This is a genomic window from Vibrio bathopelagicus (assembly GCF_014879975.1).
In the GTDB taxonomy this organism is placed as follows: Bacteria; Pseudomonadota; Gammaproteobacteria; order Enterobacterales; family Vibrionaceae; genus Vibrio; species Vibrio bathopelagicus.
In genome coordinates, this window is the sequence record NZ_CP062500.1 from 867,021 (window position 1) to 882,704 (window position 15,684).

Below are 15,684 nucleotides of genomic sequence, written 5' to 3' on the forward strand. Positions count from 1 at the left end.
TCGCTAACTAGCGACGAAAACATAGCGGTACCAACAGCCCGGTTGGTGCTGCAACCAGATTTGCTTTACTGTCCAAAAGCAAAGAGCCTAGCAAGTAAACCACAGTCTTGGGTTTACTTAATGCTAGGCTCTATTTTTATAACTCCATTTTAGAATGTTGAGTCGGTTTCCTTATATTCTACTTTCCGTCGTAGTGACGGTATTCAAACACTTGACCTTTCTCGTTAAACGCATACACAGAATACTCGTCTTTCTTATCGCCATACTCCATGCCCGGTGAGCCCATTGGCATACCTGGAACCGCTAAACCAATTGCGTTGCGCGGTGGATTTTCTAAAAAGGCTTTCACGTCCTCTGCTGGAATATGCCCTTCAAATACGTAACCGTCGATCTCTGCTGTGTGGCAAGAGGCTAACTCTGGCGTTATCCCTAATTTCTGCTTGATTGGATTCATGTCATCGTGGAGTTTCTCTGTAACATCGAACCCAGCATCCCGCATATGTTCTGTCCATTCTGTACAGCAGCCACAGTATGGGGATTTGTGGTTTAGAACATCGGTAGCCAGAGCTTGTCCTGAAATTGCAGCGAGTGCAGTAAGAGTCATAATTTTACGAATCATGGTTAACCTCATGAATATGGTTTTTGTTGATATTAGAATGAGTAGGTTTGAACAATCTCAGTCTGTTGGCATTGCTAACTACCGTAATTGACGACATCGCCATAGCAGCTCCCGCAACAACAGGGCTAAGTAGAAACCCGAAAAATGGGTAGAGCACACCTGCAGCGATAGGAATGCCTAGCGAGTTATATATGAAGGCTCCAAACAGGTTTTGTTTCATGTTTCTCACGGTCGCTTGAGACAGCTCGATCGCATTGCTCACGGATAGTGGTGATGAGTTGAGCAGCGTCATTTGCGCACTTTCAATCGCGACATCACTGCCACTGCCCATTGCGATTCCTATATCCGCTTGAGCAAGAGCAGGCGCATCGTTAATACCGTCTCCGACCATGGCAACACTCTTATATTGCTGTTGAAGCTGAACAATATGTTGAGCTTTCTGCTCTGGAAGTACTTCTGAGATAACTTCGTCGATACCGACGTTCTTACCAATGGCCTGAGCAACAGAATCGTTGTCGCCCGTTAACAACACTGTGTGAATTCCGGCGGATTTTAGTTGAGCTATCGCCTGTTTACTATCTATTTTTAACGCGTCTGAAATGCCCAATATGCCTTCCAGTTTTTGGTCAATCACGACGAATATAGGCGTCCACGCTTGTGAGCGACAAAGCTCGATAAAATCTGCGCCAATGTCTGTATTGATGTTGAGTTGGTTTAGATACTTAAGTGAGCCGACTTGAACATTCTTATCGTTAATCCTTGCTTGAACCCCAAGACCTCTGCGGTTTTCAAATTCGCTGTGGGGTAGCGCTGAAACTTGTAAATTCTCTGCGTATTGGCAAACGGCTTTCGCGAGCGGGTGCTCAGATCCCACTTCTACTGAATAAGCATAAGCCAGTAATTCTTGCTCCGTTAGATTAGAGTAAAAGGCCTGTTGAACGGTTGGTTTGCCTTGGGTTAGGGTACCTGTTTTATCAAATACAACAGCATCTATCTTGCTTGCTGACTGCAACACATCGGCATCTTTAATTAGAACGCCGAACTCAGCAGCTTTGCCGACCCCCACAGTAATAGAGAGTGGTGTGGCTAGGCCTAATGCACAAGGGCAAGCAATGATCAGTACTGTGGTTGATACGACAAGCATGTAACTGGCACTAGGTTGGGGGCCGACAAAGAACCAAACTAGGGCGGCAATTGCTGCGATCGCGACGACAACTGGAACGAAAATAGCTGAGATAGAGTCGGCAAGTTTGGCAATCGCTGGTTTGCTGCTTTGCGCTTGGCGTACCATTTGAATGATTCGAGCCAGCATGGTGCTTGAGCCAATCCCGGTCGCTTCAATGATTAGGCTGCCATCACCATTAATGGTGCCTGCAGAAACGCCGTCATTAGCCGATTTTTCGTTAGGAAGTGGTTCACCGGTCAGCATCGATTCATCGATATAAGATTCACCCGATACCACAACACCATCAACCGGCACTTTTTCTCCCGGTTTTACACGCACTTGCATACCGACCTGGATAGCTTCTGCGGCGATGGTTTGTTCTTTTCCGTTGACAATGACCACTGCTTTTTGAGGCTGCAAGTTAATCAGTGCTTGGAGCGATTTTGTGGTGCGAGCTTTGGCTTTGGCTTCAATATAGTGACCCAAAGATATTAAGCCAACAATCATTGCGCTTGCTTCAAAATACACATGACGAGATGCTTCTGGGAACCACGATGGGATAAGCACAACCAACATTGAATAGAACCATGCAGCGCCTGTACCCAGAGCGACTAGCGTATCCATGGTCGCACGCTTATGCATCAGTGACTGCCAAGCATTAGTGAAGAAGCTGCGACCTGAGGTTGCAAGCAGTATCAAACAAACGACACCAATCAAGCCCCAAGCCAGTTGGTCACTAAGTGTAGCAATGGTCATGCTGCCACCGAATACGCCCCATACCATCAGCGGAGCCCCAAGCAGTAGTGCGCTCACTGAGTTTTTCAGGAAGGCTTGTTGGGTACGAAGTTGTTGCTCTTGCTGTTTTTGCTGTTGAGTCGCGGCATCGTCAACGAATTCCGCGCCATAACCTGCGGCTTTAACGGACTCTATTAGATCGCTTTCAATGATTTCTCGTGTTTTTGAGGTGAAAACCAAGGCTGTTTGCTCGGCGAGGTTAATCTGTGCTTGGTCGACGAACTCATTCTTTTTCAGTGCTTTTTCTACAGAAGAAACACAACTCGCACATGTCATACCTTCAAGTACTAGGTGATAGGTATATTGGCTAGCAGCAGGTTTATCTTGTGTCGGTACAGCAGGCGCTGGTTTTTTATCGTCTTCTGAATCTGAATTAGGTAAAAGGTCATTTGCTTCAGAGTAGGGAGTCGCGTGATAACCCCCGCTTTCGATCAGCTCAATCACCTTCGATTCTGCAAGCAAAGTAACCAACGACAATTCATGTTTGGTTACTTCTAGGTTTGAGGCTTGCTCGGTTTGTTCAAGCGCTTGAGTCAGCTTGCTCACGCATTTACCACAGCTGAGCCCTGATAATGAAAGGTGCAGCGAATTACCCATAGAATAACCAAGAGTCGCTAACTGTTTGTTGAGCTCAACATAACTAAAAGGAGTCGAAATATCGATGTACGTCGGCGATATGTTATTGATCGTCGTATTGTCGAGATCATCAAACAGTGTGCGGACTTTCTTCGCACACCCCATGCAATTTAGGCCGTTGAGCGCAGTTGTGTAATGGTTCATATCGATACTCCAATTCTCATCTACGCCTAACATAAACCTTCCCGTAAGGGTAAGGTCAAACATAAATTCAAGAATTTGATATTTGTTGGAATATTGAACGATGGAATAGATGAAGCGTATCGTAAACGTGACTACAATTTGCGTTCTGAGGGGAGATAGCTTGTGTTCGACAGTCGTTTTTCTGCTCCTACGATAGCTTTCGTACCAGATCAGCGCATTAATCATTCACTACTGATTGTAGATTTAAGCGGTGGTGATAAAATAGCGCCCAAAATTTAGTGATATTTGTCTGTTGCAGGCTTTGTAATAGCGACCACTAAAAGAATCACCTACATAATCAAGGTATTTAAATGACGGTTAAAACTCGTTTTGCTCCTAGCCCAACTGGCTATCTTCACGTTGGTGGTGCACGTACTGCACTTTACTCTTGGCTATTCGCTAAGAACCAAGGTGGTGAATTCGTTCTACGTATCGAAGACACGGACCTTGAGCGTAACTCTCAAGAAGCGGTTGATGCAATTCTAGAAGGCATGAAATGGATGGGTATGGAATGGGACGAAGGTCCTTACTACCAATCTAAGCGTTTTGACCGTTACAACGAAATGGTTGATAAGCTACTTGCTGAAGACAAAGCGTTCAAATGTTACGCGTCTAAAGAACTGCTTGATGAAATTCGTGCAGAGCAAGAAGAAAACAAAGAAATGGCTCGTTACGATGCTAACCACCCTAAAATTGTTGCAGCAAACGAAGCAGCAAAAGAAGGTGATGCATGCGTTATCCGTTTCCGTAACCCTAAAGAAGGCAGTGTAGTATTTGATGACCAAATCCGTGGTCGCATTGAAATCTCTAACAGCCAACTAGATGACCTGATCATTCGTCGTACCGATGGCGCTCCTACTTACAACTTCGTAGTAGTTGTGGATGACTGGGACATGGGTATTACACACGTTGTTCGTGGTGAAGACCACATCAACAACACACCTCGTCAAATTAACATCTACGAAGCACTAGGCGCGCCAGTTCCAACTTTCGCTCACTGTGCAATGATCCTAGGTGATGACGGTGCGAAATTGTCTAAGCGTCACGGCGCTGTATCAGTAATGCAATACCGCGATGAAGGTTACCTACCCAATGCACTAAACAACTACCTAGTTCGTTTAGGTTGGTCTCACGGTGACCAAGAGATCTTCTCTCAAGAAGAGATGATTGAATTCTTCAGTCTGAACGCAATCAGCAAGTCTGCATCTGCATTCAACACTGAAAAGCTACTTTGGTTGAACAACCATTACATCAAGACTTCTGAGCCTGAGTACGTTGCAAAATACCTGCAATGGCACCTAGACGCACAGAAGATCGATACAACAAACGGCCCAGCTATCACTGAAGTGATCAAGCTAGTTGGCGAGCGTTGTAACACGCTTATCGAACTTGCTGAGCAATCTCGTTACTTCTACGAAGATTTCTCTGAGTTTGAAGCTGGCGCAGCGAAGAAGCACCTACGTGGTGTTGCTAAAGGCCCACTAGAGCTTGCTCTTGCTAAGGTTGAAGCACTTGAAGAATTCACAACAGCAAACATCAAAGACGGTGTGATTGCAGCGGTATGTGAAGAGCTAGAGATCGGCATGGGTAAAATCGGCATGCCACTTCGCGTAGCAGTAACAGGTGGCGGTCAGTCTCCTTCTGTTGATGCAGTGATGGAGCTTGTTGGTAAAGAGCGCGTCATCGCTCGCATCAAAATGGCTCTTGAGTTCATCGCTGAGCGTGAAGCTAACGCTTAATAGAAGCTTCGCTTTAACTGAGATATAAAAGACAAGCCCGATAGCTGAATTAGCGATCGGGCTTTTTATTTAGGTGTTATTTGACTGGAGCTGTTGTTATCACGTGTCTGGAGTGAGTTACTACCGACTTAAGCCATTCATTTTTTAAGTCACTTAATCCATTTAATTATGGTTGAGCCTCTTTGGATGCGAGTAAGTCGATAGCAGACTGGCATGATAGGGTGATATGAGAGGTTAATACCTCAACCGCTTTTTCTATATTTCTTTCTAGGGCAAGTTGGAGCAACTCACTATGTTGCGCGTCTAATGTTTTACGGATCTCTTGATTCGGTTCAGCGATACGTCGATATTTATCCAAAGCAAGGTGTAGGCGAGCTGAAAAATCGAGTAAATACTTCGAGCCACTCCCTGACAATAGAATAGAATGAAACTCTTCGTGTGCCGCACTCCATGCTTCAAGATCTTTCAAAGATAAGCTTAATCGGTCCAACTTATGGTGAGTTGCAACTAGACTCGCTTCCCAGTCCATATCCCCATTTCTGATCGATAAGCGAAGTGCTTCCGTTTCTACCAATATGCGAGTTTGCTTGATATCAAGAATATCTAAATAACTTAAATTAGGAATGGAAAATCCTTTGTTATTCTCCTGGTCAATCATTCCTTGTGCGGCAAGCTGGCTCAGTGCCTCTCTTAGTGGCGTTAAGCTAATATTATAATTCTCTTTTAAACGAGATATTTTTAGCTTTTCCCCAGCAGGGTACAGCCCATCAGTAAGATCTTGTTTTATTTTTTCGTAGATTATAGAACTTTTAGTCTGACTCACTGTTTCATCCTCTTAACATTCCCTATTGACTACTTTAACACCATGTGATTAATTTGTTGCGCAGTTTTAAAATAATCGATTATTTTAAAAAGTACATAATAACAAGGATGAAATTATATGAATATGAAAAAATCTTTACCGCTTGCAATCCTACTAGGTTCTTTTTCTGTTGCTACCTTCGCTCAAAGTGACCTTGACCTACCATGTAGTACTGCAAAACTGATTGTGCCGTGGGGCGCCGGTGGTGGTACTGATATTATCTTCAGAACAATTGTCGAAGAGGCAAATGCACAAGGAGCGGATCCTAAGCTACAAGTTGTTAATATGCCGGGCCGTAGTGGTAATAAAGGGGCTAAAAAGTTTTTGAAATCTCGCAAAAACGGTTGTGAACTGCTTGCGATTCATCAGTCGGTTATGACGAGTTATCTTGGCGGCCAAGCAAAAGTGAACTGGGATGGCTACCAACCTGTAGTGCAGTTAACAGAAACTGCAGAATATATAGGCGCGAATGGTCAGCAACCATTCTCGACGCTCGCTGAACTTCAAAGTTACGCTAAAGAGCACCCAAATACAGTTGTGGCTGCCGGCTCGCTAGGCTCAACCTCTCACTACACCATGCTTATGTTAGAAGAAGCACTTGATGTTAAATTCCGTCATGTTTCTTATGATGGCACGCGTGAACGTACAACCGCTTTACTATCAGGCAATGCTCATATTGGGTTATCAAACCTAACGTCTTCTCGCAAAAATGTTGAAACCGGTGCAATTACCTTATTAGCAACAACATCCAAAGAGCGCCAAAACCAGCTTCCAGACGTTCCATCAGCGCAAGAACAAGGCTTTGATGTTGAATTTGGTGTGCGTCGCGGGATTGCTCTACCAAAAGGAACATCTCCAGAAATCATTGCTTATTACGAAGCGCTCTTCCAGAAAGCGGTATCAAGTCCAGAAATTCAAGAAACGCTAAGAGTAAAAGGCACAGAAGTTAAATACTTAGCATCTAATGATTATGCCGCAGCACTTGGTGATGAATTTGGTTCATGGGAAGCGCTTGCCAAGCAAGTTGGTATCTACAACGTAAAATAGCCTTAATTGAGGAGGCGGTTGTTTACGACTGCCTTTTTTATAAGACTTCGCGTGTTACGGAGAACAGTAAATATGAACTTCATTAATAAGGACAGTGTTGTCGGACTCATCTTATTACTTGGGTGTGGTGCTTTTATCGATGCACTTGACGATATTGAGCGTACAAACTACGGCACCATGACTTCAAATGTATGGCCAACTATAGTCCTTTCGGTCTTGACCACATTGTGTGTGATTTATTTTTTAACGTCCCTCAAACCAGTACAAAGTGAATCTTTTAACTGGAAGACTTTCTTTCCTCGTAACGTCGCCATTGTGTTTACGTTATTTGCCGGTTTTGTCTATTCGTTACCGTACCTTGGTATGTTAATTGGTGGCAGCACTTTTGTGTTCTTAGTCCTAACCATGATTGGCTATAAGACATTGAAATACATGTTGATTCATATGTGTATTGCGATAGGTAGTGTCGCCGTAATGTATGTGGTGTTTACTTTCGGGCTCAGTGTGATGCTGCCTGAAGGTGAATTACTGTACTCACTCATGTATTAAGGGATGAATTCATGTTTGTAGATGTATTAGAGGCTGCGAGTCAGCTATTTACTTTTGATACCATGATGCTGATGGCTGCGGGTACGTTTGGCGGTCTATTAGCAGGCTCAGTTCCTGGTTTTACGATAACAATGGCGATTGTTCTGACCTTGCCATTTACCTTTGGTATGAGCCCAATCCAAGGTCTGGCTACCATGATTTCAGTGATGGTCGGAGGACTATCTGGTGGCCTAATGTCGGGGATGCTGACTGGTATTCCTGGTACTCCATCTTCTATTGCCACGACATTTGATGGTTTTCCGCTGGTTCGTAAAGGTAAACCTGGTTTAGCGTTAGGTTTGGGGGTTTGGGCTTCGTTTTTTGGTGGTATTTTCTCGGCAGTTGTTTTGGTGTTACTCGCGCCTCAACTCGCTAATATCGGACTAGAGTTTGGGCCTTGGGACTATTTCTCTCTTGTTCTTTTTGCCCTCACTATTACGGCCAGTTTATCGAATGAAAGCCTAGTCAAAGGCTTAATTGCAGGTGCTCTTGGGCTGTTAGTTGCTTGTGTTGGTACTGATGATTTGAATGGTGTCGAACGCTTTACGTTTGGTACCGAGTTCTTAGTTGATGGTTTTGCTTTCTTACCTGTTCTAATTGGTCTATTTGCATTCTCACAGTTACTTGGTGATATCTCAGATAAGAACAAGGCTAAAGAGCCATTAATGAGAGAAACTGGTAAGGCAACGAAAATCAACCATATCGCAGCGATCAGGCAGGTGCTATCTAGCTGGGTAAACCTAGTCCGCTCAAGTGTAATTGGGGTTTTCACAGGTATTCTTCCTGCTGCCGGTAGTTCTATCTCCAATGTACTTGCATATGATCAAGCAAAGAAAGCGTCTAAAGATAAAGAACAATTTGGTAAAGGTCATCCAGACGGCATTATTGCCCCTGAGGCTTCTAATAATGCCACAGCTGGCGGTTCTCTTATTTCTATGATGGCGCTGGGTATCCCTGGAGACGTCGTGACTGCTGTTATGTTGGGAGCATTGATGGTGCATAATATTGTGCCAAGTCCTGGCTTTATTAGTGAACAACCTGTCCTTGCAAACGGAATTTTCATTGCTTTCTTTATTGCTCACTTCTTCATGGTTGCGTTGCAATCGTTATGTTTGAAAGCCTTTGTTCAAGTCACGCGAGTACCTATGTATACGCTTGCCTCAGTGATTCTTCTATATTGCTCAGTTGGAGTGTTTTCATTGAACAACCTTGAGGCTGATATTTGGACATTGTTTATTTTTGGAGTGGTTGGTTTTGTACTGAAAGGGCTTGGTTTTCCACTTGCTCCAATGATTTTGGGTGTGGTGTTAGGTCATATCGCAGAGGTTAACTTTTCCCGATCTCTGTCTACTGATTCCGATTTAATGGTGTTCTTAAGCCGCCCTTGGTCTTTGTTTTTCTTAGTATTAGCTGTGTTCTCGTCATGTTTTCCTGCCTACCAAAAAGGCAAGCGTAATCACGCAATGTGGGCAACCTACTTTATACCTCTGATGATGGTTTCACTCTCAGTCCCTTTATTTATGATGGGCGGTACTGTACGTACTATCATCGCAGTTGTAGTGGTTATAGCAGGTATCTATAACCTTTATAAAAATCTTAATAGTTTTAAAGTTGTTAAAAAGGAAGTTAGCAATGCTTAGTAATGATGGACTCTCTTACCCTTACTCATCTCAGCGTATGGCAACTTACGCAAAGAATGGCATGGTCGCAACGTCTCAACCTCTCGCCGCTCAAATTGGTTCTGATATCTTAAAGCAAGGTGGTAACGCAATTGACGCGGCCATTGCAACGGCCGCAGCACTCACGGTTGTGGAGCCAACGGGCTGTGGGATTGGTGGTGATGCATTCGCCATCGTTTGGGTTAAAGACAAACTCTATGGCTTAAATGGTTCAAGCTTTGCTCCTGAGGCATTGACCCCAGAGTTAATGGAACAACAGGGCAATGAAAAAATGCCTTTATATGGTTGGACTCCTGTCACTGTTCCCGGTATTCCAGCCTCATGGGCAGCTCTTAGTGAGCGATTTGGCAAGCTTCCATTTTCAGATTTAATGGAACCTGCTGCCAAGTTAGCTGAAGAAGGTTTTCCTGTGTCCCCAACAATTAGCTTTCTGTGGGACAAAGCGGCTCAAACTTTTAGTACTGAATTAGATGGTGAGCTAAAACAAGCTTGGTTTGATTTGTTTACCAAAAATGGAAGTACGCCCGTACCCGGCGAACTGTTTACTAGTCCGGGGCATGCTCAGACTTTGCGTGATATCGGTGCGACTAAAGCTGCAACTTTCTATCGAGGAGAGGTTGCCGATAAAATTGATGCCTTTTCTCAAAAGACTGGAGGGCTGATTCGAAAGTCAGATCTTGAGCGTTATGAGGTTGAGTGGGTTAACCCTATTAGTATTAATTATAAGGGCTATGATGTGTGGGAGATCCCACCCAATGGACAAGGCATGGTAGCGTTGATGGCCTTAAACATGTTGAAAAAGGATGAGTTCAAGAGTCGAGATGATTTAGAGACAATCCATAAGCAGTGCGAAGCGATGAAACTTGCTTATGTGGATGGCCAAGCTTATATCACTCAACGCGATAAGATGTCAGTGTCAGTCGAAGGGCTTCTTTCTGACGAATATGCTCAGGCGCGCCGTGATTTAATTGGTGATAAAGCGATCAAACCTTCCATAGGTAAGCCTCCTGCTGGTGGTACAGTTTACCTAGCTGTAGCAGACAATGAAGGCAATATGGTGTCGTTCATTCAAAGTAATTATCATGGCTTTGGTTCAGGGGTTGTTGTACCCGGTACCGGCGTAGCTCTTCAAAATCGAGGTGAGAATTTCTCTCTTGAACCGACTCATGACAATTATCTACAACCTAATAAAAAGACATATCATACGATTATTCCTGGTTTCATAACCAAGGGTGCTCAACCTGTTGGTCCATTCGGTGTGATGGGTGGTTTTATGCAGCCTCAAGGTCATATGCAAGTTGTGATGAATATGATTGATTTTAAATTGAACCCGCAAGCAGCATTAGATGCACCTCGCTGGCAGTGGATGGGGGATATGAACATCGGCCTTGAACAGGCAATGCCTAGCCACATTGTGACCGGGATGCTTCGTAAGGGACACAAAGTACAAGTAGCTTCTGATTATACAACCTATGGCCGTGGCCAAATTATTGTGAAAGACCCAGACTCAGGTGTGTTGTGTGGTGGTACAGAAGCCCGCACCGATGGCTCTATCGCGGCATATTAGGAGTTGGAATGAAAAAACAGATAGATTTATTTAACGCTTTCTTTCGTATTGGTATTTTTGGATTTGGTGGCGGGCCAACGATGATCCCATTAGTCCATAAAGAGGTCGTAGATAATTATAAGTGGATGGACGATGACGAATTCTCCAATGTACTAGCTATTGGTAATACTTTACCGGGGCCAATCGCGACTAAAATGGCCGGATATATTGGTTATAAAGTCGGAGGTATAGGGGGCTGTATCAATGCTGTACTTGCGACAATCGTCCCTTTAATTGTCGTCATGATTGCAGGCTTAGGTTTGCTGAACGAATATCGGGATACTCCTTGGGTAGCTGGGATGGCTATGGGGGTTGTTCCTATTGTGACGTGGATGATGGCGAAGCTGTGCTACGACTTTTTTATTAAAGGGCATAAAGCAGTAGGAGCTGTGGCTACTGGGTTGTTATCGGTAGCTTCTTTGGCGTTGATCCTTGTCTTTAATGTTCATCCCGGATTGATTGTTGCTGCTGTTCTGGTTGGTGTATTGGCTAAACCCGAAAAAAATATTGAACTTAAGACTAGCGAGAAGGAGGGGTAATCATGCAGATCTATATTGATATTTTTCTAGCTTTCTTTATTCCTAATATTGTTGGGTATGGTGGTGGGCCGGCAATTATCCCTCTGATTGAAGCGCAGGTTGTTGGACAGTATCAATGGATGGATGCGACGCGATTCGCTGAGATTTTAGCATTAGGGAATGCACTACCCAGTCCGATTGCAACAAAAATGGCAGGCTATATTGGTTATGAAGTCGGCGGTGTATTTGGTGCGTTTTTAGCTGTATTTGCGACGGCTGCACCAACGATTTTGATTATGATTATTGCGATGAGCATCCTATATAAATACCGTAATGCGCCGAAAGTGAAGGCTCTCAGTGCTTGGGTTTTGCCTGTCATTGCAGCTCTTATGGCCATCCTAACTTATAAGTTGGTGATGTCAGGAGTTGAAGCAGGCGTGATTCATTTCGTGCTGCTATTTGCTTTCGCAGCTATAACATTGGAAAAGTTCAAAGTTCACCCGACATGGGTTATCTCAAGCGGCTTGATTTACGGGGCGGTATTTTTAGGGGCTTAACGAGAGCTTCCTTTTATTGAGGTTAGAGTAACAAAGCCAGCAGGGTTTTCTTTGCTGGCTTTATTTTTGATCACTATAACGTTACATGCATCTAGAGCTTTCTAAAGATGATTGAAGTGTTAATACCGCCAAAAGCAAAGTTGTTGCTCATCAGATATTCAACATCCAATTCGCGACCTGAGCCTGTGATGTAATCGAGCTTGCCGCATTGTTCATCGACATTCTCAAGGTTTAGGGTTGGGCTGAACCAACCACTGTGCATCATCTCAAGGCTGAGCCATGCTTCAATCGCACCGCATGCGCCAAGCGTATGGCCAAAGTAGCTTTTCAATGAACTGATTGGCACTTCACCAAAAATGTTCGCGGTCGCATTACTTTCTGCAATATCGCCTTTTTCAGTCGCGGTACCGTGCGCAGAAACATAACCGATTTTTTCTGCCGGAAGTTGCGCATCTTTCAGAGCTTTTTCCATACAGATTTGCATGGTTTCCATCTGAGGTTGGGTCACATGAGCAGCATCGCAGTTGCTGGCAAAGCCGATGATCTCAGCGTAGATCTTCGCACCACGAGCAACGGCATGTTCATACTCTTCAAGAACAAGCGTGCCTGCACCTTCACCGATAACTAAGCCATCACGCTCGCTGTCGTAAGGACTAGGGGATTTTTCTGGCGTGTCGTTTTTTAAACTGGTAGCAAAAAGGGTATCGAAAACGGCAGACTCAGTTGGACATAGTTCTTCACCACCACCGGCAACCATCACGGTTTGATAGCCGTGTTTGATGGCTTCATAGGCGTATCCAATCGCTTGGCTTCCTGAAGTGCATGCACTGCTGGTGGGAATCACGCGGCCGCGCAGTCCAAAGAACAGACCTACGTTTACCGCAGCAGTGTGTGGCATCATCTGTACGTAGGTTGTCGCCGTGATAGCGCGTGTCGATTTTTCATTAAGCATCACACCAAACGCACCAACCGCATCAGTACTGCCTGTTGAAGAGCCGTAAGCGATGCCGGTTTCCCCATTGGTCAATACATCATGACCAATTAAGCCTGCTTGCTCTAACGCATTCTCGGTGGCAACGGTTGCTAGGCGCGATACACGGCCCATGCCGCGCACTTGCTTGCGCTTATAGTGTTTAGGCAATTGGAAGTCATCAATAGGAGCGGCAAGCTTAGTATTGAGTCCATCATATTGCTCAAAGCTTTGCATATACTGAGTCGCATTTTCACACGCTTTCAGCTTTGGCTCGATTTGTTGCCAGTCGTTACCAAAGGCAGTAACACCTGACATACCAGTTACAACAACGCGACGGGTCATACTAAGCCTCCATTAACTGAAATTACTTGGCGAGTGACATAGCCGGCAATATCAGACATTAGATAACTGACTAGGCCTGCCACTTCTTCTGGTTCGCCCATACGGCGTAGTGGCACCTGTGGAAGAGCATGATCTTTTACGTGCTCATTAACCATGCCTGTGTCAATTAAGCCAGGAGCCACACAATTTACGGTGATCTTGCGCTTTGCGAGCTCTAGAGCAAGAGACTTAGTCGCGCCAATCACTCCAGCTTTCGCTGCAGCATAGTTAGTTTGACCGCGGTTACCCATGATGCCTGATACAGACGCCAGAGTTATGATTCGACCGCCTTTGCGCTTTTGAACCATAGGCATCACACAAGGGTGAAGTACGTTGTAGAAGCTGTCTAGGTTGGTATGGATCACGCCATCCCACTCTTCTTCTGTCATAGCAGGGAATGCGGTGTCACGAGTAATGCCCGCGTTGTTCACCACACCGTAGTAAGCGCCATGTTCAGCAATATCAGACTCAAGCGTTTCGCGACACTCGCTGCGGTTGCTGATATCAAATTGGATAAGACGGCCTGCGCCACCCAGTTCGGTGATCGACTTTAGCGTCTCTTCAGCGCCTTGCTTGTCACCCATGTAATGAACGGCGATTTCAAATCCGTCTTTCGCGAGTTGAATAGCGATCGCTTTACCAATGCCTTTGCTGGCACCAGTGACTAAAACCTGACGGGTCATGATGGGCTCCTAGTTTTCATTTCTTGTAATTTTTGTTCGGTTGGCACGTAGACGTTGAGTTGGCATTGAGCCACCAACTCGCCTTGGTCTTCGACTCTTGCAGTAAACACGGCCATGCCACTGTCTTCCATAAGTTGCTCGGCGTAGATATCAAGGGTCTGACCTTGAGTAAATTCATCACACAGTGACTTGTAGCGACGAGAGCCAAGTAAGAAACCGATCGGGGGAGTGGTGCCGTTTTTCAGTGCATGGTATCCAGACCAAGCAGCAACAGACTGCGCCATAAACTCGATACCGACATAAGCAGGGACCGTTTGAGATTGGGCGTCAAAGAACAGGTTATGTTCACCAATATCAACCTGACAGTGGATCGACAACGCCTCTACGCTGATAGCACGATCGATTAATATCATCGGATCATCGTGGGGGAGGAGTTGGTCTACAGAAGGGAGATCAGTCATTTACTACACCAAAAATCAGGCTAATGTTATTGCCACCAAAAGCGAATGAGTTGCTTAAGATGTTCTTTACTTTAAGTTTCTGCGCACAGTTTACCAAATCAATCTCAATATCTTCAGCTTTATCCTGACATTTTTGTAAGGGAAGCGGTAAGTCATATTTTAAAATATGCCACGCAATTGCAGCCTCAATCGCACTTGCTGCACCAAGAGTATGCCCGGTGAGCGGCTTGGTTGAGCTAACGGGAACCTTGTTTGCAAAAATACGGTAAATGGCTTTGCTTTCCATCGAGTCATTGAGTGGCGTAGCTGTGCCATGAGCATTGATGTAGCCGATGTCTTCTGCTTGTAACTGTGCAGAATCTAACGCTTTTCTCATGGCTTGTTCAGCACCATCGCCCTCAGGGTGGGGCGCTGAAATGTGGTGAGCATCAGAACTATCACCACAGCCTAATAAGGCAATGCTTGACGAATTCTGGTCTGTAGCGACACCATTTAGTTTTGCCTTGCTGAGCAACATAAACGCTGCCGCTTCTCCGATGTTGATGCCATTTCGAGAAGCGCTAAAGGGCTTACAATGTGTGGTTGAAAGTGCTTCAAGACCATGAAAGCCATTGAGCGTAAGCTTACATAAGGTATCTACGCCGCCGACTAATACAGCATCAGCCATCCCGGAATCTAACAAGCGTTGGGCGGTAATAAATACGCGACCACTTGATGAGCAAGCGGTCGAAATTGCGTAGCTTGGCCCTGTTAACGACCAATATTGGCTGACGAATTCAGAGGTATTGCCTAACTCTTGTTTTGAGTAATGGTAATGTTCAGGAAACTCACCGTGTGCCAATTTATGTTTGAGAGCAGTTTCACCGTCAGAGATTCCTGATGTGCTGGTGCCAATAACCACGGCAATCCTGTCTGCGCCAAACTGTGATTTTGCTTGTTCGATAGAATCTTTGATTTGGTTGAGAGCTGATAACGCGAGTTGATTGTTGCGAGTAGCGTATTTTGCTTGATCTGATGGGACCTCTGGTAGTTTGTCCGCCACCTTACCAACGACCGTCGGCTTACCATCGTTGAGCATATCGCTCACTTCAACCATATTTGATTCGCACTCATTTGTGAGGCAGTCATGAATGTCTGCAACGCTGGAGCCTAGCGCTGAGTGGAAACCACAGTCTTGGATGTAAATAGGCAT

Annotated in this window: 14 protein-coding genes; 7 read left to right on the forward strand and 7 right to left on the reverse strand. The window is 45.0% G+C overall.

Going from position 1 to position 15,684, the window contains the following annotated elements; genetic code table 11:
* Positions 1 to 178: 178 nt before the first annotated feature.
* Both IHV80_RS03940 and IHV80_RS03945 read right to left on the reverse strand, forming a co-directional pair.
* Positions 179 to 619 (reverse strand): DUF411 domain-containing protein, encoded by a 441-nt coding sequence (locus IHV80_RS03940; RefSeq protein WP_192890120.1) that lies wholly within the window; start codon positions 617 to 619, stop codon positions 179 to 181.
* Complete coding sequence (locus IHV80_RS03945) at positions 609 to 3,422, reverse strand: heavy metal translocating P-type ATPase (RefSeq protein ID WP_192890121.1); 2,814 nt, start codon at positions 3,420 to 3,422, stop codon at positions 609 to 611. The genes IHV80_RS03940 and IHV80_RS03945 overlap by 11 nt, the downstream gene beginning before the upstream one ends.
* 287 nt (positions 3,423 to 3,709) lie before the next feature.
* Between IHV80_RS03945 and gltX the strand changes: the two genes are divergently transcribed.
* On the forward strand, positions 3,710 to 5,137 hold the full coding sequence (gltX, locus tag IHV80_RS03950; protein ID WP_192890122.1) for a glutamate--tRNA ligase: 1,428 nt from the start codon (positions 3,710 to 3,712) through the stop codon (positions 5,135 to 5,137).
* Between the two features lie 166 nt (positions 5,138 to 5,303).
* Here the strand turns inward: gltX and IHV80_RS03955 are convergent, their stop codons facing one another.
* The gene (locus tag IHV80_RS03955; RefSeq protein ID WP_192890123.1) at positions 5,304 to 5,960 is read right to left on the reverse strand and encodes a GntR family transcriptional regulator; all 657 of its coding nucleotides are present in this window, start codon (positions 5,958 to 5,960) and stop codon (positions 5,304 to 5,306) included.
* A gap of 117 nt (positions 5,961 to 6,077) precedes the next feature.
* Between IHV80_RS03955 and IHV80_RS03960 the strand changes: the two genes are divergently transcribed.
* From IHV80_RS03960 to IHV80_RS03985, 6 genes are all read left to right on the forward strand, one after another.
* Positions 6,078 to 7,046 (forward strand): Bug family tripartite tricarboxylate transporter substrate binding protein, encoded by a 969-nt coding sequence (locus tag IHV80_RS03960; protein WP_065584055.1) that lies wholly within the window; start codon positions 6,078 to 6,080, stop codon positions 7,044 to 7,046.
* 72 nt (positions 7,047 to 7,118) lie between these two features.
* Positions 7,119 to 7,595, forward strand: coding sequence for a tripartite tricarboxylate transporter TctB family protein (locus IHV80_RS03965; protein WP_192890124.1), 477 nt, complete (start codon positions 7,119 to 7,121; stop codon positions 7,593 to 7,595).
* Positions 7,596 to 7,606: 11 nt separating this feature from the next.
* A complete protein-coding gene (locus IHV80_RS03970) occupies positions 7,607 to 9,274 on the forward strand; it encodes a tripartite tricarboxylate transporter permease (RefSeq protein WP_192890125.1) in 1,668 nt (555 codons plus the stop codon).
* Positions 9,267 to 10,880: a gamma-glutamyltransferase family protein gene (locus IHV80_RS03975; protein WP_192890126.1), complete on the forward strand. Its 1,614-nt coding sequence runs from the start codon at positions 9,267 to 9,269 to the stop codon at positions 10,878 to 10,880. Before IHV80_RS03970 ends, IHV80_RS03975 begins: the two co-directional genes overlap by 8 nt.
* 8 nt (positions 10,881 to 10,888) lie before the next feature.
* Entirely contained in the window at positions 10,889 to 11,458 is a 570-nt protein-coding gene (locus IHV80_RS03980) for a chromate transporter (protein WP_192890127.1), read from the forward strand.
* 2 nt (positions 11,459 to 11,460) lie between these two features.
* On the forward strand, positions 11,461 to 11,994 hold the full coding sequence (locus tag IHV80_RS03985) for a chromate transporter (RefSeq protein ID WP_192890128.1): 534 nt from the start codon (positions 11,461 to 11,463) through the stop codon (positions 11,992 to 11,994).
* A gap of 91 nt (positions 11,995 to 12,085) precedes the next feature.
* Here the strand turns inward: IHV80_RS03985 and IHV80_RS03990 are convergent, their stop codons facing one another.
* Genes IHV80_RS03990 through IHV80_RS04005 form a run of 4 tightly spaced genes read right to left on the reverse strand, consistent with a single transcriptional unit; the run spans position 12,086 to position 15,684 of the window.
* Positions 12,086 to 13,309 carry a beta-ketoacyl-ACP synthase gene (locus IHV80_RS03990; protein WP_192890129.1) on the reverse strand — a complete coding sequence of 408 codons (1,224 nt, stop codon included), beginning with the start codon at positions 13,307 to 13,309 and terminating at the stop codon, positions 12,086 to 12,088.
* On the reverse strand, positions 13,306 to 14,031 hold the full coding sequence (locus tag IHV80_RS03995) for a 3-ketoacyl-ACP reductase FabG2 (RefSeq protein ID WP_192890130.1): 726 nt from the start codon (positions 14,029 to 14,031) through the stop codon (positions 13,306 to 13,308). The genes IHV80_RS03990 and IHV80_RS03995 overlap by 4 nt, the downstream gene beginning before the upstream one ends.
* Positions 14,028 to 14,492: a hotdog family protein gene (locus IHV80_RS04000; protein WP_192890131.1), complete on the reverse strand. Its 465-nt coding sequence runs from the start codon at positions 14,490 to 14,492 to the stop codon at positions 14,028 to 14,030. The genes IHV80_RS03995 and IHV80_RS04000 overlap by 4 nt, the downstream gene beginning before the upstream one ends.
* Positions 14,485 to 15,684, reverse strand: a complete 1,200-nt coding sequence (locus IHV80_RS04005; protein WP_192890132.1) for a beta-ketoacyl-[acyl-carrier-protein] synthase family protein — start codon at positions 15,682 to 15,684, stop codon at positions 14,485 to 14,487. Before IHV80_RS04005 ends, IHV80_RS04000 begins: the two co-directional genes overlap by 8 nt.